We start from the raw sequence: 21954 nt of genomic DNA on the forward strand, positions 1-21954 counted from the left end.
CTCCGCTCAGGCGGGCTTTCCGCAATAGGCCAGGCTGGTCTTCGCCAGGCTTTGCGATTCCACCATCAGCGCCTGCGTGCCCTCGGCAAAGCGCAGTTTCAGCGTGTCGGCCATCGCCTCGCCCTTGCCGGTGCACGTGGCCTGGATGTCGTAGCCGCCCTCCACTTCGGTAACCCGGTTGAAGCTGCAACTCGCGCCGTCCGGCGCACGCAGCATGGCGTCGGAGATCCGCCAGGCCGCCGACTGGCAGGACCGATCGTCCGCCGCCCACAGGCCCGCAAAGCGCGGCGTCGGTCCAGCTTCGGGCAGTCCGCCGGCGTTCGCGGCCAAGTCATTGGCAGCGTCATCGCCTTGCGGGACAACGGCGGTGTCGCTGCGCAACGGTCCGCCGGGTTCGCCCGTGGACGCGTTGTCGCAGGCCGCCAGGCTAACGGCGGTGCAGAGCATGAGGGCGAGGCGGACGATCACTGGTCGGGGGTGATACTCGCCGCGGCGTTGCGGCAGTCGGCGGCACATTCGCGGCATATCTGGGCGCACAGCTTGCAATGTTCGTGGTCGTGCTTCTCGCACTCCGCCGCGCATTCCTCACAGACCCGGGCGCACAGCTCGAGCATGTCCTTGAGCACCTGCTCGTTCGATCCGGAGCGGCGCACGGCCAGCTTGCCGGTGGCTTCGCAGACGTCGGCGCAATCCATGCATTTGCGGACGCATTGCGTCAGGTCCATTTCCTCCGCCGAACAGGCATCGGCGCAGCTCATGCACATGCGCGCGCAATACATCAGGTGATGCGCCGCATCCCCCAGCGGCTGGTTCACATGACCTTCGACGTCGGGGTGAAGGGCAATCATCTTACGGATCGACATTCTGTTCTCCTGGCTCCTGGCAACGAACCTGTGGACGGCGGCGTGGTTCCCCTTGAGCCGTCAGGCGCGCGGGGTTAAGGTTCCCATTCTGTTCCACTTGGGGAATCCGCATGGACCTGGGCATCGTTGTACTGCTGGTTATCGGCGGACTGGCCATTGGCGCAATGCTTGGCTGGCTGATCGGCAGCCGCGACGGCGCCGCGGCGCGGCAGACGGTGGAAAACCTGCGCATGCAGCTCGACGAGGTGGTCGCCGAACGCAACATGGCACGGACCAATTGCGACAGTGCGGCGCGTGAACTCGCGACGCTGCAGGCCGATGCCCGCAATTTCGACCAGCGGATGAAGGACCTGGCCGAATCCAAAGACTCGCTGATCGCGCAATTCCGCGAAGTCGGCGACCAGCTGCTCGACAAGGCGCACAAGGATTTCCTCGAAAAGGCCGGGCAGAGCTTCACCAAAGCCGACCAGCAGAGCGAGACAAAGCTCAAGCAGTTGCTCCAGCCGGTCGAAGCCACGCTCAAGCGCTATGAGGAAGGCCTCCAGCGGGTCGAGAAGGAGCGCATCGACCATTATGCCGGCCTGAAGTCGGTGGTCGAGCAGGTGCGCGAAGGGCAGGGCCGGGTGCGCGACGAGACCCGTAACCTGGTCAATGCGCTACGCTCCTCGCCCAAGGCGCGCGGCCGCTGGGGCGAACAATCGCTGCGTAACGTGCTGACCCAGGCAGGGCTGGTCGAAGGCGTCGATTTTAACATGGAAGTGTCGGTCACGACGGAGGATGGGCGGCTTCGTCCCGACGTGGTCGTCAACCTGCCGTCGCAGCGCAAGCTGGTGATCGACGCGAAATGCTCGCTCAACTCCTTCCTGGAGGCTTGCGAGGAGGTCGATGACGATCGCCGTACCGCCTGTTTCCAGGCCCACGTCGCGTCGATGCGCAATCATGTCCAGCAATTGGGATCGAAGGCTTATTGGGCGCAATTCGGCGACGCCGCCGATTATGTGGTCATGTACATTCCGGGCGAACATTTCCTGACCGCCGCGCTCGATCAGGATCCGCAGCTGTGGGAATGGGCGTTCGAACGCCGCGTGCTACTGGCCACCCCGACCAACCTCGTCGCCATCGCTCGTACCGTTGCCACCGTGTGGAAGCAGGAAAAGCTGGCCGCAGAGGCCGGCAAGATTGCCGAACTGGGCAAGGAATTGCATTCGCGGCTGGCTACCATGGCGGAGCATGTCGCGTCGGTCGGCACCAATCTCGGGCGGATGAACAACGCCTACAACAAGATGGTCGGAAGCCTTGAAAGCCAGGTGCTGACGCAGGCCCGCCGGTTCGAGGACCTTGGCGCCGGAAGCGCCAAGGACATCGCCGAGCCGCCCGTCATCGAGGCGAGCCCGCGAACGCTGACCAAGCTGTCAGTCCACGACGACGACGAAGTCGACGACCGCCCGCAACTCGCGGCGGAGTAATTAGCTGGCCGGCGCGAGGACGATCCGGCCGATCGCATTGCTCAGCACGGCCGACGAACCGTTCCAGCTTAGCGTCATCGGCTGGTCGAGCACCTTCAGGCCGTCGGCCTCGAACGATCCCGCAGGATCGGCGCAGGCCATGCGCGTCGCCATCATCTCGCCCGCAGTCACGACGGCGCCGGTGCGCACGAACGAGCCGCCGATGCTGTTGCAGCCGAACTTGGCGCCGAGCCGCCCGTCGCTGCGGAAACTGAGCGAATAATCGCCCGCCGCCGGGGTCGGCCGTCCGTTGATCTCAACCACGCGCCACGCCCGGCCCTCCAGAGCGCCGCCCGGAACGCCCTCCGCGACCGCACCGCCCGCTTCGCCGCCGCAACCTTCGTACGCCTTGCCGTCGACGGTCACCTGGACGCTGTCGCGGTAGGTCCGTCCGCTGGCCGTGCACGTCCCGTGGACGGTGTTCACGTTGATCCGCGGCGTCTTGTAGATTTCACCGGCAATGCCGATGATCGCCGGCGGCTTCGCCTGCACGACCGGCTGCTGGCCGGCGGCGATGAAGGTGATGTTCCGGTCGTCGATGATCAGGTCCCAGGCGGAGTCTTTGCCATAAGCGTGAAAGGGCGCGGGCGGAGGCAGCGGATGCGAGAGGCATCCGGCGAGTCCGAGGGCGAGGGGAACGATGGCGAGATGATGCGCGCGAATCATAGGTTTCTCCCGTCATCCCTGACCGTGTCAGGGCCTGTGTGCATTCAAAATAACCCGGCATTGGCCGAATGGATGCTGAACCGGCCTCAGCCCCGAGCCCGGCCCCAACTGGCCGTGATGGCATAGGACATGACTGCCGCCGCGACCGCTGCGTTGAGGCTGTCGGCGCGCCCTGCCATCGGGATCTTCACCAGCAGGTCGCACTGCGCCTCGTACTCGGCGGGCAGGCCCTGCTGTTCGTTGCCGATGAGCAGGAAGCAGGGCGGGTAATAGCCGGCGTCGAGATAGCCGTGCGTGGCCTTGAGGCTGGTCCCGACCAGCTGCGACTGTTCGAAATGCAGCCAGGTGAGAAAGTCCAACCAGTCGGCGGTCGCGACCTGCTTTGTGAAAATGGCTCCCATCGACGCGCGCACCGCTTCGACCGAGAAAGGATCGGCGCACTCGTCGATCAGGATCAGGCCGCCGGCCCCGACCGCGTCCGCCGTGCGCAGCGTGGTGCCGATATTGCCCGGATCGCGCAGCGCCTGCGCGACGATCCACAGCGGAGCGGTCGAGCGGTCGATGCGGTTGAGGGCCGTATCGGGCTGGCGATAGGCGCCGAGCAGCATCTGCGGGTTATCCTTGCCGCTCATTTTCGACAGGATGTCGGCGCTGGTCTCGATCGCTTCGCCGCCCGCCGCTTCGGTCGCGGCGATGATCTCTGCGGCCAGCGGATGCTTCGCGCCGTCAGCGGAAAAGGCGATGATTTCCGGTAGCACGCCGCTGTCGCGCGCTTCAGCAATGATCCGCAGGCCCTCGGCCAGGAACATCCCTTCGCTCCGGCGGTATTTCTTGTCGCGCAGCGACCGCAGCCGCTTCACGGTGGTGTTGGAAAAGGCGGTTACCGTCCGGGGCATGAGCGCGCGCGGCTCAGCCGCATTCCTCTCCGAACCCGCATTCGACGAGCCCGGCGAGCTTTTCGAGGGCGGTATCGGCGTGGGCGCCGGTGACGTGGATGGTAACGCTGTCGCCCATTGCCGCGCCAAGCATCATCAGGCCCATGATCGACGTGCCGCAGACGCGATTGCCGTCCTTTTCGACCTCGACGACGGCGTCGATGGTGCTGGCCATGTTGACGAACTGGGCGCTGGCGCGGGCGTGGAGCCCGCGCTTGTTGATCATGCGGACCGTTCGGCTGGCGTCGCTCAAGCGGCCGCTTCCCCAAGGATTTCGGAAGCGACGGAAATGTATTTGCGTCCGGCTTCGCGCGCTGCTGCGACGGCGGCGTGCACGCCCATTGCCTTGCGCGCGCCTTCCAGCCGGATCAGCATCGGCAGGTTGACGCCGGCGATGACCTCGACATTCTCGCTCTTCATCAGGCTGATCGCGAGGTTCGAGGGCGTGCCGCCGAAAAGGTCGGTAAGGATGATAACGCCCTGGCCCAGATCGACCCGCCGGATGGCATCGGCGATGTCCTTGCGCCGGCCCTCCATGTCGTCGTCAGGACCGATGCACACCGCCTCGACCGCTTCCTGCGGCCCGACGACATGCTCCAACGCCGTGATGAACTCCGCCGCCAGACGGCCGTGGGTCACCAACACCAAACCGATCATTCGTTCACTCGCTTCTTACTCATTGCGCCGGATGCGTCCCCGGCCTTGGCTCGTTCGGGCCACCCGTCGCTGCGGCCAAGTCCCGATGCCGGATATTCGGATTGTAACCCGCAGCCTGCAACCGCTTCGCCATTTCGATCGCCGCGGCTACCGACCGATGGCGACCCCCGGTGCAGCCAAAGGCAACAGTCAGGTAGTTTTTGCCCGCCGACCAGTAGCGGGGAATCCAATCGGTGAGAAGCGATTCGATTCGGTCCATCGCATCGCCCCAGGCGGGATCGGTCGCGACATAGGCCTGCACGTCCGCATCCTCTCCGGTCTGTTCGCGCAGGTCGTCGACCCAATAAGGGTTGGCGAGAAAGCGCATGTCGAAGACCAGGTCGGCAGTGCGCGAGACGCCAAGCCCAAAGCCGAAAGACACGAGCGTCAGCACCGGTTCGCGCACCGTGCCGAAGCGGCGTTGCAGTTCCTGGCGCAGCTCCACCGGGGTCAGGACAGTGGTGTCGATCACCGCATTGGCCGCGCGGTGCAGCGGCATCAGCATACGCCGCTCGATCTCGATCCCGTCTTCGGCCGGCCGGTCCAGCGCCAGCGGGTGGCGGCGGCGGGTCTTGCTGTAGCGGCGCTCCAGCTCCGCCGGCGAACAGTCGAGGTACAACACCTCGGGTTGCACGCCGTCGATCGCATGAATGAGCTGGAACGCCGAGCCTGGATCGAAGCCTCGGCTGCGCACGTCCATGCCGACGGCCACCGGCGCGGTCCGGCATTGCTTGGGCCCGTGAACGAAGTCCTCGAGCAGGTCGGCGGGAAGATTGTCGACCGTGTCCCAGCCCATGTCCTCAAGCGCGTCGAGCACCGACGACTTACCCGCGCCGGACAGGCCGGTGACCAGCAGGAGGCGCGGCTTGATCGGCGGCGTGTTCATTCGCTTTTCAATCCGAATCGTTCAAGCGCCAGTGCGACCTTGGACGGAGCGGACGCGGTCATCGCGTCGATCAGCACCAAGGGCAGGTCGGTGCCGAGGAATTGCCGGGCGGCGTTCTCCTGCGGCATGCGCGGCACCTCGCTGGTCAGTTCTACGGCCAAAGCGATCGGCACGGCCTCGGTCGACTCCATGTCGACGATACCGAAGCCGCGAATTTCCATCTTGCCGGCGATTTGCGCCGGTGCCGAGGCGAGCAGCCGCCCGCCGTCGCGGCTGATGATCGTCCGGTCGTCGCTGACCAGCTGAAAGCCGCGGTCGAGCAGGCGCAGCGCCAAATCCGACTTGCCCGATCCCGACGGCCCCAGGATCAGCACCGCCCGCCCGGCGGACGCGACGCACGTGGCGTGGACGGTTTCGGACGACAGCGGCGGGGTCACAGATCGTCTACCGCGGGCAAGGCGATGATGAAGCGCGCGCCCGAAGGCGCATCGTCGCGGTCGAAGACGCTGATTTCACCGTCATGGCCTTCGACGATAGCCTTGGCGATGGCCAGGCCCAAACCGGAATGGCGGCCGAAGTCCTCGGTCTCCGGACGGATGGAATGAAAGCGATGGAAGATTGCCTCGCGCTCATCCTGCGGAACGCCGGGACCCTCGTCGTCGATGCGGATGCGCACCTGGTCATCGACCCGGGTGGCGGCAATCTCGACCAGCCCGCCGGGCGGCGAGAAGCTGATCGCATTGTCGAGCAAATTGTCGATCGCCCGCGCCAGCCGGCCGGGATCGCCCATCACCAGCGTGCTCGATTTGCGCGGCCGGGCGAAGGCAATCCGGGCATTGCCCCGTTCCCGCCGCGTGTTCCAGCCGGCCACCAGTTGCTCGATCAGGGCGCCAAGGTCGACTTCCTCGAACCGCGCCCGGGCCAGTTCGGCGTCGGTCCGCGCCGCTTCGCTGATGTCGCTGATCAGCCGGTCGAGCCGGCGCACGTCCTCGCGCGCGACATCGGTTAGCCGGTTGCGCAACGCGTCGTCGGTGACGGTGCCAAGGCCGTCCAATGCCGAGCGTAGCGACGCAAGCGGGTTCTTAAGCTCATGGGTCACGTCGGCGGCGAAGGCCTCGATATTGTCGATGCGGTGACGCAGCGACTGGCTCATGTCGGCTACCGACCGCGCCAGCAGGCCGATCTCGTCGCGGCGCGAGGGTAGCCGCGGAACCCGCACTTCGCGAGCCCGGCCCAGCCGGACCCGGTGGGCGGCCAGCGCGATACGCCGAAGGGGGCGGACGATGGTGCGGGCAAGAAACAGCGACAGCAGGACGGAAATCAGGATAGCGGCGGCCATCGCCAGCGCCAGCGCCGCCCGCTGGCTGCGCATCGACCGGATCAGGCTGCGTTCGTTGGACGTGACCAGCAAGGCGCCGTCGGCAACCGGCGCCGCGGCGGACAGGACCGGCGTCAGGTCGGGCGCGGTGCGCATGGCGTTGGTAACCTCGCGAAGGCGCGCCGCTTCCTGCGCTTCGGGCCAGGCGGCGATGCTGTCCTGCGCCGGTTCGGCGAAATCCGGTGCGTATTTGGCGCCGACCAGCGCGTTGAAGCCGCGATCCATCGCCCGCGCCGCGTCCTTCATCCAGCTTTCCTTCGCCGGATCGCGCAGCTCGTAGGTCGGGCCGGTCGATGCCCAGCTGTCGAAGGTGCGCCGGCCGCCAGCGCCGTAGATGCGGATCCGGCTGCGCGTCGACTGGCCGATCGCGACCAAGGTGGCGTCGCGGCGCTCCGGGGCGACCGACCGGGCGACGATTGCGGCGATCTCCGCCTCGCGCTCGGTTCGCTGCACCCGCTCCTTGGCCAGTTTGTTGCGAAAGGAATCGAGGTAGATGACGCCCAGCGCCAGGATCAGAACGGTGAAGATGTTCACCGCCAGGATGCGCCACGTCAGGGTCCAGTGCGCGGCCCACGGGCGCGGCGAATGGCGCTTGCGGGCCATCGGCTAGCCCTTTTCCTCGAACCGGTAGCCGACGCCGTAAAGCGTATCGATCGCGTCGAATTGCGGGTCGGCCGCGCGGAACTTGCGGCGGATGCGCTTGATGTGGCTGTCGATCGTTCGGTCGTCGACGTAAACGTCGTCCTGGTAAGCGACGTCGAGCAGCTGGTTGCGATTCTTGACCACGCCCGGACGCTGGGCGAGCGTTTCGAGGATCAGGAATTCGGTGACCGTCAGGGTGACGTCCTTGCCGTCCCATTTCACCTTGTGCCGGGCCGGGTCCATGGTCAGCCGCCCGCGTTCCATCAACGCCTGTTCGGGCTCGGCGCCGGGCGTGGCGCCGTCGCTGCGCGCAAGATCCTGACGCCGCAGGATGGCCCGGATTCGCGCCAGCAACAGCCGCTGTGAAAAGGGCTTCGAGATATAATCGTCCGCGCCCATCGCCAGGCCCAGCGCTTCGTCCAGCTCGTCGTCCTTCGAGGTGAGGAAGATCACCGGCACCGCGCTGAACTCGCGCACCCGGCGAAGCAATTCCATCCCGTCCATCCGCGGCATCTTGATGTCGAACACGCCAAGGTCGGGCGGATTCTCGGCAAAGGCTTTGAGCGCGGTGTCGCCGTCGGTGTAGACGCGCGTGACGAAGCCTTCCGACTGGAGGGCGATCGACACGGAAGTCAGAATGTTGCGGTCGTCATCGACCAGCGCGATCACATGGCTCATTCGGGCGGTCCGGCCGCGGGCTTAGGGGAGGGGGCCACGGCGCACAAGTTGCGCCATCTGTTTTGACCGGGCAACTTTTTCAGGGTTATAGGCGCTGTGATAGTGGAAGCGCGGTGGCTGCCCATGGGTTGCTGCCGCTTGTCTTTTTTAGAGAGGGAAACGAGTGGCTGGCCGCGTTTCGAATTTCGGACTGGATAAGCAGGGCATCGGCACCGATGCCAGGCTCAACTGGAACCTGACCACCGCGCCCCTGGTCGAGCAGGCGGTTCGCCGCGGCGAAGGCGAGCTGACCAAGGACGGCGCCTTGCTGGTCGACACCGGCAAGTTCACCGGGCGCAGCGTGAAGGACAAGTTCATCGTCCGCGACGAGACGACCGAGGACACCATCAACTGGGGCCCGATCAACCAGGCGATGTCGCCCGATCACTGGGCCAATCTCAAGGCCGATTTCCTGGCCGCGCTCAAGGACCAGGACGAACTGTTCGTCGCGGACCTGTTCGGCGGCAGCCAGCCGGAATATCGCGTCAACGTGCGCGTCATTAACCAGATGGCGTGGCACAATTTGTTCATCCGCACCTTGCTGGTCCGGCCGACGACGGAAGAGCTGGCGGATTTCACGCCCGAATACACGATTATCAATCTGCCCAGCTTCAAGGCCGACCCCGCGCGCCACGGCTGCCGCAGCGACACCGTCATCGCGGTCAATCTGACCGAAAAGATGATCCTTATCGGCAACACCGAATATTCGGGCGAGATGAAGAAGGGGGTGTTCGGCCTCCTGAACTATTTGCTGCCGGCGCAGGGCGTGATGCCGATGCACTGTTCGGCCAATATCGGCGCCGACGGCAAAAGCGCGATCTTCTTCGGGCTTTCGGGCACCGGCAAGACGACGCTGTCGGCCGACGCCAGCCGTACGCTGATCGGCGACGACGAGCATGGCTGGTCGGACACGGCGGTCTTCAATTTCGAAGGCGGCTGCTACGCCAAGATGATCAACCTGTCGGCCGAGGGCGAGCCGGAGATTTACGCGACGACCAAGATGTTCGGCACGATCCTCGAGAACGTGGCGATGAACGAGGTTACGCGCGAACTCGACTTCACCGACGCCAGCAAGACCGAGAACACGCGCGGAGCCTATCCGATCGATTTCATCCCCAATACGTCGGATGAAAACCTCGGTCCGCCGCCGTCGACGATCATCTTCCTCACCGCCGACGCATTCGGCGTGCTGCCGCCGATCGCGCGGCTGACGCCCGATCAGGCGATGTACCACTTCCTGTCGGGCTACACCGCCAAGGTTGCCGGCACGGAAATCGGCGTGACCGAACCGGAAGCGACCTTTTCGACCTGTTTCGGCGCTGCTTTCATGCCGCGTCGTCCGACCGTCTACGGCAATCTGCTGAAGGAACGGATCGCGCGCGGCGGGGCCGATTGCTGGCTGGTCAACACCGGCTGGACCGGCGGCAAATATGGCGTCGGCAATCGCATGCCGATCAAGGCAACCCGTGCGCTGCTCAACGCCGCGCTCGACGGCAGTCTGAAGACCGCCCAGTTCCGCAAGGATCCGAACTTCGGGTTCGACGTGCCGGTCCATGTGCCGGGTGTCGACGACAAGATCCTCGATCCGCGCAGCACCTGGGCGGACGGTGAGGAATACGACCGCACGGCCGCCAAGCTGGTCGACCTGTTCGTCGAGAATTTCTCCCAGTTCGCGGACCATGTCGACGAGGGCGTCCGCCAGGCGGCGCCGGTGCAAGGCCAACAAGCGACTCAGGCCACGCCCGCCGAATAGCCCGGTCGCCGATCGGGCCCCGTTTCAAGGACCCGAACGATGACCGACCACCTGCCAAGACTATTCGAATCCGATGCCGCGATCATGCGCATCGGCGAGGGCCTGCTCGCCCGCACCCTGCCGCGCGCCGAATGGACCCACGAGGCCCATCTTGCCGCGACCACCTACGTGCTGCTCAGGCGGCCCGACGTGGATGTCGACGCCAGCCTTGGCGACATCATCCGCGCCTACAACGCCAGCGTCGGCGGCGTGAACAGCGACACCGAAGGCTATCACGAGACCATCACCCGCACGTTCCTCGCCGGGGTGCGCCTGTTCCTGGCCGAAGCCGACCGCCGCGAGCCGCTGTTCGAACTGGTCAATGACCTGTTGCGCTCACCGATCGGCAAGCGCGACTGGCCGCTGCGCTTCTATTCGCCGGAGAGGTTGTTCAGTGTTGAGGCACGGCGTAGCTGGGTGCGCCCCGACCGCGCGTCGCTGCCCTGAGGAAGATGACATGGCCAAGCTGGTGTTTGCGCTCAACCAGTCTCTGGACGGCTATGTCGACCATGACCGGTTCGCGCCGGACCCGGTGCTGTTCCGCCATTTCATCGACGACGTCGCCAGCCTGACGGGGGCAATCTATGGCCGCCGGATGTATGAGGTGATGCGTTATTGGGATGACGACCGGCCGGAATGGGGCGAGGAGGAATGGGCCTATGCGCGGGCGTGGCGAGCGATGCGCAAATGGGTGGTGTCGACGACCCTGGACTCGGTCGGCCCCAACGCGGAGCTGGTCGGCACCGACGTCGCGAGCGAAATCCGGCGGTTGAAAGCCAGCCAGTACGGCACGATCGAGATCGCCGGACCTGAGCTTGCGGGCAGCATGGCTGGGTTGATCGACGAATATCGGCTGTACGTGCACCCGGTCGTTCTCGGCAGCGGCAAACCGCTGTTTACCGGGCCGCGACCGCCGCTTGAGCTGGTTGCGCACGAGCGCATAGGCGCTCACGCCATCCGGCTGACCTACGTTTCGCCTGACGCCGCGGCCTAGCGGGCCGAGGCCAGCATCTGCTGCGCCTGCGCAAGGTGCGCCTGCACCTTGGGCGCGGCCGCTGCAGCCATCTGGCGCAGCGCGGGCGTGGCGCCGGTCTGGCTGTAACCCTGGATCATTGCCAGAGCCTTCTGGTGAGCGGGCACCTGCTGCTGTAGGTAGAGACGATCGAGCGAGGCGGGCGAGGCGGTCAGCAACCGACCATACATCGCCTTCTGGTCGGCGCTAAGCTCGGGCGGCGGCGCCATGACGCCGGCACCGGCGGCCGTCGCCAGCGCGGTGTTCGACATCATCGTATGGTCGGAAATCAGCATCGCCGCGAAGTCGCGCAGCTGCGGGTTCTGGCTCTTCTGCACGATCACCATGCTGGTCATGACCTCGAAGATGTCGCCGGCCCCGGCATGGAACAAGAACGCCTGCGAATCCTGCGTCGCGGCCGCTGCGGATGGTGTCGGAAGCGTCGCCGAGGCAGGGGCTGACAGGCCGGTCAGGGCGGCGGCTGCAGCGGCGATCATCAGGTGGCGGTTCACAAGGCGTCTCCTCAAGAAAAAAGCATAAATCTCGGATTCGCCGGGATTTCCTGGATGGAACCCGCTCGCTCCACCATCGTTCCGCAGTCCTGTTCAAATTTCATTTACCAGCATTGCGAGACCGACGATGACGCGTTTCACCACGACTGCCCTGTTCGCCGGCGGCCTCGCCTCCGCTCTTGCGCTCGCCGCCGCGCCGGTTGCAGCGCAGCAGCCGATGGCCATGCCGGGCATGCCGATGGGGCAGCCGGGCGTGTCCGCAAGCGGCGCCCCGCTCGATGCCGACAGTCAGACCGTCGTCGACGCACTGACCAAGCGGCTCAACTTGCGGCCGTACCATTCGCTCAGCCCGGTCGAGGCGCGCAAGCAGCCGACCTTTACCGACGGCGTGATGGAAGTGCTCCGCCAGCAGGGGCGCCCGACCACGCCACCGCCGGGCACTACCGAAAGCGACATCAGCGTTGGCGGCGCGGCCGGCAACTTGCACGCGCTGCTGATTAAGCCGACCGGGGTAACCGGGCCGATGCCGGTCATCCTCTACTTCCACGGCGGCGGTTGGGTGATCGCCGACAGCAAGGTCTACGCCGGCGGTGCGCGCGGCCTGGCGCGCGAAGCGCAGGCGATGGTGATTTCGGTCGACTATCGCCGTGCCCCGGAAGCGCCGTTCCCAGCGCAGCACGACGATGCGCTGGCATCATACAAATGGCTGCTGGCCAATGCCGCCCGGCTTGGCGGCGACACGTCGCGGATCGCTTTCGCGGGCGAAAGTGCCGGCGGCAACCTTGCGGTCACGACCGCGATCCAGGCGCGCGATGCGGGCCTCCCGCTGCCGCGCCATATCCTGTCGGTCTATCCGATCGCCGGCAATGATTTGAACACGCCGTCCTATCAGGACACGTCCAACGGCCCGACGCTCAACCGTGCGTTGATGGCCTGGTTCTTCCGCTACGTACCGCGGTCCGCGGCCGACCTCATGGATCCGCGCGTCAACGTCGTGAGCGCCAATCTTGCCGGCCTGCCGCCGGTGACGATCGTCGCCGCGCAGGTCGATCCGCTGCGTTCGGAAGGCGAATTGCTGGCCCAGCGGCTGGCCGCCGCGGGGGTCGCTGTCGAACGGCGCGAATGGGCCGGGGCGCCGCATGAATTCTTCGGCGCCGACGCAGTGATCGGCGACGCGCGCGAGGCGCAGCAATGGTCGGGCCAGCGCCTGCGCGCCGCGCTCAACGGCGCTGCCATGCCAATGCCGCAACAGCCGATGCCGCAGCAGCCCATGCCGCAACAGCCAATGCCGCAACCGACGCCGCAGCAGCAGCCGATGCCACAGCCAATGCCGGGCGAACGCGGCTAGGCCGTTTTCGCGTCCCCGGCGGGATAGCGGATAGCCATCACTTCGTAGCTTTTCTCGCCGACAGGAAGGCGGACGATGCGCTCGTCGCCGACCCGCGCGCCGATCAGCGCCCGGGCGAGCGGGGCGCTCCACCCGATGCGGCCGTTGCCGGCGTCCGTTTCGTCGTCGCCGACGATGGTCAGGGTGCGGCGATGGTCGTCCTCATCCGCCAATTCGACCGTCGCGCCAAAGCGAACCTGGTCGCGATCGACCTGGTTGGCGGGGTCGACGACCTTTGCCGCCTTCATGACACGCGACAGAAAGCCCAGCCGGCGGTCAATCTCCCGCAGACGCTTCTTGCCATATTGGTAGTCGGCGTTATCGGACCGGTCGCCAAGCGACGCGGCCCACGACACGACCTCGACCACCTTGGGCCGTTCGGTCGCGAACAGGGTTTCATATTCGCCGCGCAGCCGTTGCAGCCCGTCGGGCGTGATGAAGCGCGGTTTGACGTCGGCCATGGCCGCGGCCTTAGCCCGGCGAACGCTTGCCCAGAAAGCGCGAAACGTGGGTCGTCGCCTGCGCCGTGCCCTGCTGCGGGTTCATCGCGTCATAGACGACCGCATTTTCGACCACCCGCTGAACGTAGCCGCGTGTCTCGCTGAACGGGATCGCCTCGATCCACCCGATCATGTCGACCTGGCCGGTGCGCGGGTCGCCATAGGCGTTGAGCCACTTGCGCACGTTGCCCGCGCCGGCGTTGTAGCTGGCGACCGCCAGCGGCACGCTGCCGTCCCAGGTGTTGAGCATGCGCTGGAAGTAAGACGAGCCCAGCATGATGTTGTAATCCGGCGTGTGCAGCCGGCTCATGTCGTAACCGACGCCAAGCTTGCCCGCCTGTTCGCGCGCCGTCGCCGGCATCAGCTGCATCAGGCCGCGCGCGCCGGCGTGGCTGATGGCGTTGCGATCGAACGAGCTTTCCTGCCGCGCGATGCCGTTGGCCAGCGCCCAGGTCGTGCGCGGGGTCGTCGACAATGTCGGGAAGGCCTCGCGAACGTAGAAGGCGTCGCCGTCGTTGCGGGCAGCGCGGGCGACCCACACGGCCAGGTCCTGCCGGCCAAGCTGACGCGCCATTTCCATCGCCAGCGCCCGCTGTTCGTGCGAATCCAGCGATTCCGCCAGCGCCCGGACGAACAGGGTCTGCTCGTCGGCGCGGCCGGAATAGGTCATCTGGCGGGTGGCCCGGACCAGCGAGTTTTGCCCGAAGGCAGTGCGTGTCGCACTGGCCGCGGCGATCGGTGCGCTGGGTCCCGGTGCCGGAACGCGCAGGCCCAGCCGCTCGAGCGCCAGCTGGCCGTAGAACAGTTCGGGCGAAAGCGCGGCGCGACGGAAGTAATCCTGCGCGGCAGGGGCCTGGCCCGACGCCAGCGCGGCGCGGCCGGCCCAGTACCAGCCCTTGGTCGCTACCTGCAGCGACTTGCCGCCCTGCGCGTAGCGATAGAACATCGCCACCGCGTTGCCGGGATTGCGCAGCCGGTCCATCGCGGTCCGGCCGGCTAGCCAGGTCAGGCTCGTATATTCATCGCGCACGCCATAGGGCTGATCGGCCAGTTGCACGCCTTGCGGAAGGGCATCGTCGACCTGCCGCGCAACGTTATAGGCCAGCGTCGACTGACCCGCCGACAGCGCATCGCCGGCCACCAGCAGCAGCATTTCGTACCAGCGCTCGACGTCGGCCGGGCGTTCTGTGAAGGCATGCGGCTGGGCCGCAAGCTGCGCGGCCATCATCGTGTTGCCGCCATCGCGCAGGTAGCGCAGGCGATCCATTAACAGGCCGGCATCGGCGCCGATGCGGTGCTGCGCGGACCGGAAATAGGTTTCGGAATTGGGCAGCCGCTGCTGCATCGCGACGCGCGCGTTGAACGCGGCTTGGCGGTCCGGGCTGGTCCATGCCAACAGCCGGGCGGCATTGTTGGGATCCTTGGCGAACAGCAGCGCGTCGACCCGGCGGTTGTGGTCCTGCGGGGTCAGCTGCGCCCCGTAGCGGGCGAGGATGGCGGCTTCGTCGGCGCTGTTGAGGCTGTCCGACGCCCACGCTTCCTTGGCGGCGGTAACCGCTTCGGCGCCGCGGCCGGACTGCGCAAGCGCGTCGGCATAGCGGGTCCAGCCGGTGCCGGTACGCGGCTTTTCGACCTGGAAGAAGCCGAGCACGAGGGCGGCATTCTCGCCCGGGCGCATCGACCGTTCCGCCTGGCGGCGAAGCGTGCTTTCGCCCGGCCATTCGCGGTTCGCGTTGAGGAAGCGAGCGTAGTCCGAGAAGCTGTAATTGCCGCCCTGGCGAAGGCGGCGCCAATCGTTGATCGCATAGAGGATGCCGTTGTCGGCGGCCTGGACGGCTGCCGCCGCGCCGCCCGCGGCAGCCGGCGCGCCGGCCGGCGACGCCGCCAGCATCAGTTCGGGAAGTTTCTCAGCGGTGGCGGACGCCGTGAATGCCAGGAGGATCGGAACGAGGAAAGCTGCTCTACCCATGCTGGACATCCTAGTAACCGCCTCCTTATCAGTGTCTGAACGAAACCGGTCCCTAACAGGCTTGCGACTCCCAAGTGAAGGAAAAATCGATGTTTTTCGGTTCGATACCGGCTTTGGTCACCCCATTTGCCAATGGGTGTGTCGATGAAGACTCACTGCGGTCCTTCGTCGCGTGGCAGATCGAGCAGGGCTCGGACGGCCTCGTCCCCTGCGGAACGACGGGGGAGGGGGCGACCCTCACCGACGCCGAGCATCGCCGGGTGATCGAGATCACGGTCGAAGTCGCGGCTGGCCGGGTTCCCGTCATCGCCGGGTGCGGATCGAACGACACCGCCCGCGCCATCGCGCTGACCAACGCGGCAAAGGATGCCGGGGCGGATGCCGCGCTGCACGTGCCGCCATATTATAACCGCCCCAACCAGGACGGGATCTACAATCACCTTGCCGCCGTTGCCGACTGCGGCATTCCCGTCGTGCTTTATAATGTCCCGTCACGGACGATCACCGACATCGCAGTCGAAACGATGGGCCGGCTGGCGCAATTGCCCAACGTCGTCGCGGTCAAGGACGCCACCGGCAACCTGGCCCGTGTATCCGCCCAGCGCGCCGCCTGCGGAAGCGACTTTGTCCAGCTTAGCGGCAATGACGACATGGCACTCGGCTTCAACGCCATGGGCGGCGTCGGCTGCATCAGCGTCAGCGCCAACGTCGCGCCGAAACTGTGCAGCGACTTCCAGCGGGCAACCCGCGAAGGCCGCTGGGACGATGCGCTCGAGCTTCAGGACCGCCTGTTCCCGCTCCACACGGCCATGTTCACCGACGCCTCGCCCGGCCCGGTCAAATATGCCCTCAACTGCGTCCGCCCCGAATTCCCGGCAACGCTTCGTGCCCCAATGACCGAACCGTCCGCCGCAGCGAAAAAGGCGGTCGACGCCGCACTGGAACACGCCGGACTGTCCTGAGGCAGGGTTCCCCTCGGCGGTGGCAGTAGCTACATCGCGCCGCACATGGCCAAGCCGCGTCCCGCCGAATTCGACAAGCAGAAGGTCGTCGCCGAAAACCGGCGCGCGCGCTTCGACTATTTCATCGAAGACAAGTTCGAGGCCGGGCTGGCGCTGGTCGGTACCGAAGTGAAGGCGCTGCGTCAGGGCGAGGGGTCGATCGCGGAAAGCTATGCGACCATCGACGGCGAGGAAGTGTGGCTGATCAACAGCCACATTCCCGAATACAGCCATGGCAACCGGCTCAATCATGAGACCCGGCGCGCTCGCAAGCTGCTGCTGACCAAGCGCGAGATCAACAAGCTGCACGGTGCGATCAACCGGCAGGGGCTGACCGTCGTGCCGCTGTCGATCTATTTCAACGCACGCGGCAAGGCGAAGGTCGAACTGGCGCTGGCTAAGGGCAAGAAGGCCCATGACAAGCGCGAGACGATCAAGGAACGCGACTGGAAGCGCGAACAGGGCCGGCTCCTGCGCCACGGCTAGGCCGGGCCTTTCGACCTGCGTGCCCGCGCTTTCGGCCAGCGGCTTTGACGCTGTTCGCCCGCACGCCCTATAGCTGGCGCCACAATCTTGGGGAGTTGATCACCACATGCGTTCGCTAATCGCCATTCTCGCCGCCGGCACCGCGCTCGGTGGCTGCGCCACCACGCCCGTCCCTATGGTCCCGCCGCCAGCCGAAGTCGTCGAGGCCGCCCCGCCGGCGGCCGCCCCCGCGCCGAAGCCCGAGCTCGGGACTTTCGGCTTCGACACCGCGGGCATGAACACGACGGTGCTGCCGGGCAACAATTTCTACGAATATGCCAACGGCACCTGGGCCAAGGCGACCCAGATCCCCGCCGACAAGTCGAACTACGGCATGTTCACCATGCTCGACGACCTTTCAAAGGAGCGCACCCGCACCATCGTCGATGAAGCGGCCAAGGATCCCAACAACAAGATCGGGCAGGCCTACACCGCCTTTCTCGATACGGCGGCCATCGAGTCCAAGGGGCTGACACCCATCGACCCGTGGCTGGCCGACATCCGTGCGGTCGACAGCCGCGACGATCTGCCCGCGCTCTACGCCAAGGCCGATCGCATGGGCATTCCCAACCCGTTCCTGCTGTACATCGGCCAGGACGACAAGAACCCGACGCGCTATGTCACCAGCCTGGTCCAGGGCGGCATCGGCATGCCGGACCGCGATTATTATCTGTCCAAGGACCCCAAGATCGCGCCCAAGCGCGACGCTTACCTGAAGCATCTGACCAACATGCTGACGCTGGCTGGCGAAACCGATGCGGCCAAACGCGCGGCGGCGATCTTGGCGATGGAAACCGACATCGCGAAGGTCCATTGGACGCAGGTCGACAGCCGCGATGCGGACAAGACCTACAATCTGTTCCAGCTCGCCGAGTTCGACCGGTCGGCGCCGGGTTTCGACTTCACCCGCTTCCTCAAGCTCGACGGGATCGAGGCCAGCGAGGTCAACGTGCTGCAGCCGAGCGCCGTCCGCGGCACCGCGGCGGTTGTCGCACGCGCGCCGTTGCAGGTGCTTCGCGACCAGATGCTGGTGCGTTCGCTCGATGCCTATTCCGCCGTGCTGCCCAGCGCGATCGACCGCGAGGCCTTCGCTTTCCACGGCACCGCTTTGTCGGGCACGCCGGAACAGGAAGTCCGGTGGAAGCGCGGCGTCGGTTTCGTCACCGGCGCCTTGTCGGATGACGTCAGCAAGATTTACGTCCAGCGCTATTTCCCGCCCGAAACCAAGGCGGCGGCCGACACGCTGGTCCGCAATGTGGTCGAGGCCATGGGCCGGCGGATCGACGGGCTCAGCTGGATGGCGCCGGAAACGAAGGCGCGGGCGCGCGCCAAGCTGGCCAATTTCACCACCAAGATCGGCTATCCCGACCAGTGGCACGACTATTCGGCGCTGACGATCCGTGGCGACGATGCGTTCGGCAACATGGTCCGCGCCAACGAATGGGCGCATGTCGATGCGCTGTCGAAGCTCGGTGGCCCGATCCGCAAGTGGGAATGGGGCATGACCCCGATGACGGTAAATGCCTATGCCAATTTCGGCATGCAGGAGATCGTCTTCCCGGCATCGATCCTGCAACCGCCGTTCTTCGACCCGAATGCCGATCCGGCAATCAATTATGGCGGCATCGGCGCCGTGATCGGGCATGAAATCAGCCACCATTTCGACGACCAGGGTTCGAAATATGACGAGCAAGGTCGGCTCAAGGAATGGTGGACCGCGGCGGACAAGAAGGCGTTCGAAGCCGCGACCAAGTCGCTGGTCGCACAATATGACGCGTACGAGATTTTCCCCGGCGCCAACGTCAAGGGCGCGTTCACGCTGGGCGAGAATATCGGCGACCTCGCCGGCCTGACCGTGGCCTATGACGCCTATCAGCACACGCTCGGCGGGCAGCCTGCTCCGGTCATCGACGGGACTACCGGCGACCAGCGCTTCTACCTTGGCTGGGCGCAGGTCTGGCGGCGCAACTACCGCGAGGAAAATCTGCGCAACCGGTTGATCACCGATCCGCACTCGCCGTCGGAACAGCGGACGTCGGTAGTTCGTAACCTCGACCCCTGGTATCCCGCTTTCTCCGTGCAGCCGGGGCAGACCCTGTACCTGACGCCGGAACAACGGGTGCGCATCTGGTAGGCGGGACCGCCTAGCCATGCTCCAGCAGGAACTTCCGGTCCTCGACGCACGGCCGGTCGACGGCGGCATGCTGTGGCTGGTGCCCGGCATTGCCGCGGCCGCCGTGCTGACCGGTGCCGCGCTCCTGTGGCTGGCCGCAGGCCCGATTGCCGGGCTGCTGTTCCTGGTCGTCGCCGGCGCGGCGCTCGCGGCGCTCGCGCTGCGCCGCCCGTCGGCGGTCGCGGTGCCGGACCTCTCGCAGGTGACCTCCGCGCCCGATTTTTCGCTCGTCGGCACGGCGCTCGGCCTCACCCCTGACGCCGTCGCGCTGACCAGCAGCGAAGGCGTCCTGCTGGCCGCCAACGCGGGCTATCGCGAGCGGTTCGAGAACCGTCCGCCGCAGGCGCTCGCCGCCGACCCGCAATCGGACGAGGCATTGTCGATGGCACGGGCGATGGCGTGGCGCGACGGCGGCGGCTGCACCACCGGCATCGCAGTCGGCAAGGATCGGTTCGCGGTGGAGGTGGAGCGCGTGGGAGCGCGCAACGATTTGCTGCTGTGGCGCTTCCTCAAGCCCGCCCCGCGCGATGCCGCCGGCCTGGCGGCGCACCGGTTGCGGGGCGAAGCGGGCCGGCGGTTGGCCGATGCCGGGGTGCTGGCGGCCTTTGTCGGCGCCGAGGGCGATCTGGTCGCGTGGAACAGCCTGTTCGAATCGCGCGCCCTGGGCGGTGCTACGCCCAAAGGCCCGTCGCCGCTCGCCGACCTGGTCGATACCACCGAGGACGGACGCTACCGGCTGCGCTGCGAAGGCGAACTCGGGCGGTCGATGAGCGCGGTCCAGATTCCGCTCGAAGCACCGGGCTTCGAGGGCCATTCCTATTTCTACCTGTTCGACAGTGCGGAAACGGCGTCGTTGTCGGGGTCGCAGCATCTGCAGGCGATGCTCGACATCCTGCCGATCGGGCTTGCGCTGGTCGATCGCGACGGCCGCTTCCTGACCATGAACGACGCCTTCCGCCAGGCGTCGGGCACGAAGACCGCGCGGCCGGTATATCCGGGCGACCTGGTGGTGAAGGAAGACAAGGCCGCGGTTGCCGACGCTGTCCGTCGCCATGCGCGCGGTCCGGCCATGTCGGGCGATATCGCGGTGCGGCTGGCGCGGAGCCCGAAAGAGCCGGTGGCGCTGACCATCGCCGGCCTGCGCGGGCTCGGCGACGCCGCGGTGCTGTTGCTGCTCAAGGATAATAGCGAGGAGGCCAAGCTTAAGCGGCAGGTCGCGCAGGCGACCAAGATGCAGGCGGTCGGCCAGCTTGCCGGCGGCGTCGCCCATGACTTCAACAACATCCTCACCGCGATCATCGGTCATTGCGATCTGATGCTGATGCGGCACACGCCGGGGGACAGCGATTTCGACGACATCCAGCAGATCAAGTCGAACTCCAACCGGGCCGCCGGCCTGACTCGCCAGCTGCTCGCCTTTTCGCGCCAGCAGACGTTGCGTCCACAGGTGTTGCAGCTGACCGATGTGGTGGCGGAGGTGTCGCATTTGCTAAAGCGGCTGCTCGGCGAGACCGTGCAGCTGGTGGTCAAGCATGGCCGCAACCTCGGCTCGGTCCGCGCCGACCCTGGCCAGCTCGAACAGGTCATCGTCAACCTGGCCGTCAACGCGCGCGACGCGATGGCGGGCAAGGGCGGCGGCACGCTGACCATCCAGACCTACGCGGTCCATGCCGACCAGGTCGCGGAACTTGGCTCGGACATCCTGCCGGTTGCGCATTACAGCGCCATCTCGGTCACCGACACCGGCGCCGGGATCCCGGCCAGCGTGCTGGGTAAGATTTTCGAACCCTTCTTCACCACCAAGGAAGTGGGCAAGGGCACCGGCCTCGGTCTCTCGACGGTCTACGGCATCGTCAAGCAATCGGGCGGCTTCATCTTCGCCGATTCCAAGGTCGGGGAGGGGACGCGTTTCGTCATCTACCTGCCCGTCCATCGGGTCGAAGCCGACGCCGGCAAGGTCCCGGCCGCGGCCAAGCCAAAAGTCCACGAACTGTGGGGCACCGGCACCGTCCTGCTGGTCGAGGACGAGCCGATGGTTCGCGCGGTGGCTGAGCGGGCGCTGACCCGCCACGGTTACAAGGTGATCAGCGCAAGCAACGGGGAAGAGGCGCTGGAGGTGATCGAGCGCGGCGACGAGATCGCGCTGATGATCAGTGACGTGGTCATGCCCGGCATGGACGGGCCGACCACCGTTCGCGAAGCGCGCAAGTCGCGCCCCGACCTGCCGATCCTCTTCATGTCGGGCTATGCCGAGGAGCAGCTGCGCAAGTCGATCGACCTCGACAATGTCGCGTTTTTGCCAAAACCCTTCTCGGTTCAGGAACTTGCCGAAGCCGCGCGGCGGGCCCTCGCGGAAAAATAAACTCTTGCCGGACGGAATTCCCGCCGTATTTGCGGGGCCTATGACCGTGTCCCGTTCGATCCTTGTCGTCGAAGACGAACCGCTGATCGCGATGATGCTCGAGGATTTCCTCGAAACCCTCGGCCATACGGTCCACACCACCTGCGACACCGTCAAATGCGCGATCGACGCCATCGACGAGACCAAGCAGGGCGATGTCGACGTCGCCATCATCGACGTCAATCTCGGCGGCGAAACCGCCTGGCCGGTGGCCCAGCGGCTGCGCGAGGAAAGCATTCCGTTCGTCATCGCCACCGGCGGCCACGTCGATCCGCCGCCCGCCGAATTCGCCAACGTGCCGACGATTGAAAAGCCCTACACGGTCGATCGCCTGACCCCGGCGATCGAGGCCGCGATCAACGCCTGAGCAGCGCTTCGCGCGCCAGCGCGGTTG

The 21954-nt window shown here is 66.3% G+C and carries 23 protein-coding genes; 10 read left to right on the forward strand and 13 right to left on the reverse strand.

Annotation, left to right across the window (positions count from 1 at the left end; genetic code table 11):
- Positions 1–6 precede the first annotated feature (6 nt).
- Together H8M03_RS01290 and H8M03_RS01295 are read right to left on the reverse strand one after the other, a co-directional pair.
- Complete coding sequence (locus H8M03_RS01290) at positions 7–468, reverse strand: hypothetical protein (RefSeq protein WP_187479982.1); 462 nt, start codon at positions 466–468, stop codon at positions 7–9.
- The gene (locus H8M03_RS01295; RefSeq protein ID WP_187479983.1) at positions 465–863 is read right to left on the reverse strand and encodes a four-helix bundle copper-binding protein; all 399 of its coding nucleotides are present in this window, start codon (positions 861–863) and stop codon (positions 465–467) included. Before H8M03_RS01295 ends, H8M03_RS01290 begins: the two co-directional genes overlap by 4 nt.
- A gap of 110 nt (positions 864–973) precedes the next feature.
- On the opposite strand from H8M03_RS01295, the gene H8M03_RS01300 reads away from it, so the two are divergent.
- On the forward strand, positions 974–2329 hold the full coding sequence (locus tag H8M03_RS01300; RefSeq protein WP_187479984.1) for a DNA recombination protein RmuC: 1356 nt from the start codon (positions 974–976) through the stop codon (positions 2327–2329).
- On the opposite strand, the gene H8M03_RS01305 is transcribed toward H8M03_RS01300, so the two are convergent.
- The 8 genes from H8M03_RS01305 to H8M03_RS01340 all read right to left on the reverse strand — a co-directional run bounded on the left by H8M03_RS01305 (position 2330) and on the right by H8M03_RS01340 (position 8249).
- Entirely contained in the window at positions 2330–3034 is a 705-nt protein-coding gene (locus H8M03_RS01305) for an META domain-containing protein (RefSeq protein WP_187479985.1), read from the reverse strand.
- Between the two features lie 86 nt (positions 3035–3120).
- Positions 3121–3930 carry a TrmH family RNA methyltransferase gene (locus tag H8M03_RS01310; RefSeq protein WP_187479986.1) on the reverse strand — a complete coding sequence of 270 codons (810 nt, stop codon included), beginning with the start codon at positions 3928–3930 and terminating at the stop codon, positions 3121–3123.
- Between the two features lie 13 nt (positions 3931–3943).
- Complete coding sequence (locus tag H8M03_RS01315; RefSeq protein ID WP_187479987.1) at positions 3944–4222, reverse strand: HPr family phosphocarrier protein; 279 nt, start codon at positions 4220–4222, stop codon at positions 3944–3946.
- Positions 4219–4626 carry a PTS sugar transporter subunit IIA gene (locus tag H8M03_RS01320; protein WP_187479988.1) on the reverse strand — a complete coding sequence of 136 codons (408 nt, stop codon included), beginning with the start codon at positions 4624–4626 and terminating at the stop codon, positions 4219–4221. Before H8M03_RS01320 ends, H8M03_RS01315 begins: the two co-directional genes overlap by 4 nt.
- Positions 4627–4645: 19 nt before the next feature.
- On the reverse strand, positions 4646–5551 hold the full coding sequence (gene rapZ, locus H8M03_RS01325) for an RNase adapter RapZ (protein WP_187479989.1): 906 nt from the start codon (positions 5549–5551) through the stop codon (positions 4646–4648).
- A complete protein-coding gene (locus H8M03_RS01330) occupies positions 5548–5988 on the reverse strand; it encodes an HPr kinase/phosphorylase (protein ID WP_187479990.1) in 441 nt (146 codons plus the stop codon). Before H8M03_RS01330 ends, rapZ begins: the two co-directional genes overlap by 4 nt.
- Positions 5985–7532, reverse strand: coding sequence for a sensor histidine kinase (locus tag H8M03_RS01335; protein WP_187479991.1), 1548 nt, complete (start codon positions 7530–7532; stop codon positions 5985–5987). The genes H8M03_RS01330 and H8M03_RS01335 overlap by 4 nt, the downstream gene beginning before the upstream one ends.
- A gap of 3 nt (positions 7533–7535) precedes the next feature.
- A complete protein-coding gene (locus H8M03_RS01340) occupies positions 7536–8249 on the reverse strand; it encodes a response regulator transcription factor (protein ID WP_187479992.1) in 714 nt (237 codons plus the stop codon).
- A gap of 163 nt (positions 8250–8412) precedes the next feature.
- Here H8M03_RS01340 and H8M03_RS01345 point away from each other — a divergent pair, with 163 nt between their 5' ends.
- Genes H8M03_RS01345 through H8M03_RS01355 form a run of 3 tightly spaced genes read left to right on the forward strand, consistent with a single transcriptional unit; the run spans position 8413 to position 11074 of the window.
- Positions 8413–10041: a phosphoenolpyruvate carboxykinase gene (locus H8M03_RS01345; protein WP_187479993.1), complete on the forward strand. Its 1629-nt coding sequence runs from the start codon at positions 8413–8415 to the stop codon at positions 10039–10041.
- 39 nt (positions 10042–10080) lie between these two features.
- Positions 10081–10527, forward strand: a complete 447-nt coding sequence (locus H8M03_RS01350; RefSeq protein ID WP_187479994.1) for a hypothetical protein — start codon at positions 10081–10083, stop codon at positions 10525–10527.
- 10 nt (positions 10528–10537) lie between these two features.
- A complete protein-coding gene (locus tag H8M03_RS01355) occupies positions 10538–11074 on the forward strand; it encodes a dihydrofolate reductase family protein (RefSeq protein WP_187479995.1) in 537 nt (178 codons plus the stop codon).
- Here H8M03_RS01355 and H8M03_RS01360 read toward each other — a convergent pair.
- The gene (locus tag H8M03_RS01360) at positions 11071–11604 is read right to left on the reverse strand and encodes a DUF4142 domain-containing protein (RefSeq protein WP_187479996.1); all 534 of its coding nucleotides are present in this window, start codon (positions 11602–11604) and stop codon (positions 11071–11073) included. The genes H8M03_RS01355 and H8M03_RS01360 overlap by 4 nt on opposite strands.
- Before the next feature lie 127 nt (positions 11605–11731).
- On the opposite strand from H8M03_RS01360, the gene H8M03_RS01365 reads away from it, so the two are divergent.
- Entirely contained in the window at positions 11732–12952 is a 1221-nt protein-coding gene (locus H8M03_RS01365; protein WP_222931886.1) for an alpha/beta hydrolase, read from the forward strand.
- On the opposite strand, the gene greB is transcribed toward H8M03_RS01365, so the two are convergent.
- Both greB and H8M03_RS01375 read right to left on the reverse strand, forming a co-directional pair.
- On the reverse strand, positions 12949–13452 hold the full coding sequence (gene greB / locus H8M03_RS01370) for a transcription elongation factor GreB (RefSeq protein ID WP_187479997.1): 504 nt from the start codon (positions 13450–13452) through the stop codon (positions 12949–12951). The genes H8M03_RS01365 and greB overlap by 4 nt on opposite strands.
- Positions 13453–13462: 10 nt before the next feature.
- On the reverse strand, positions 13463–15460 hold the full coding sequence (locus H8M03_RS01375) for a lytic transglycosylase domain-containing protein (protein WP_187479998.1): 1998 nt from the start codon (positions 15458–15460) through the stop codon (positions 13463–13465).
- Between the two features lie 89 nt (positions 15461–15549).
- On the opposite strand from H8M03_RS01375, the gene dapA reads away from it, so the two are divergent.
- From dapA to H8M03_RS01400, 5 genes are all read left to right on the forward strand, one after another.
- Positions 15550–16422 (forward strand): 4-hydroxy-tetrahydrodipicolinate synthase, encoded by an 873-nt coding sequence (gene dapA / locus H8M03_RS01380; RefSeq protein ID WP_187479999.1) that lies wholly within the window; start codon positions 15550–15552, stop codon positions 16420–16422.
- 45 nt (positions 16423–16467) lie between these two features.
- Positions 16468–16947, forward strand: coding sequence for an SsrA-binding protein SmpB (gene smpB, locus H8M03_RS01385; RefSeq protein WP_187480000.1), 480 nt, complete (start codon positions 16468–16470; stop codon positions 16945–16947).
- Positions 16948–17053: 106 nt separating this feature from the next.
- A complete protein-coding gene (locus H8M03_RS01390) occupies positions 17054–19120 on the forward strand; it encodes a M13 family metallopeptidase (RefSeq protein ID WP_187480001.1) in 2067 nt (688 codons plus the stop codon).
- Between the two features lie 67 nt (positions 19121–19187).
- On the forward strand, positions 19188–21521 hold the full coding sequence (locus tag H8M03_RS01395) for a hybrid sensor histidine kinase/response regulator (RefSeq protein ID WP_187480894.1): 2334 nt from the start codon (positions 19188–19190) through the stop codon (positions 21519–21521).
- Between the two features lie 40 nt (positions 21522–21561).
- The gene (locus H8M03_RS01400) at positions 21562–21927 is read left to right on the forward strand and encodes a response regulator (protein WP_187480002.1); all 366 of its coding nucleotides are present in this window, start codon (positions 21562–21564) and stop codon (positions 21925–21927) included.
- Positions 21928–21954 lie beyond the last annotated feature (27 nt).

Origin of the sequence: Sphingomonas sabuli (genome assembly GCF_014352855.1) — a bacterium.
In the GTDB taxonomy this organism is placed as follows: Bacteria; Pseudomonadota; Alphaproteobacteria; order Sphingomonadales; family Sphingomonadaceae; genus Sphingomicrobium; species Sphingomicrobium sabuli.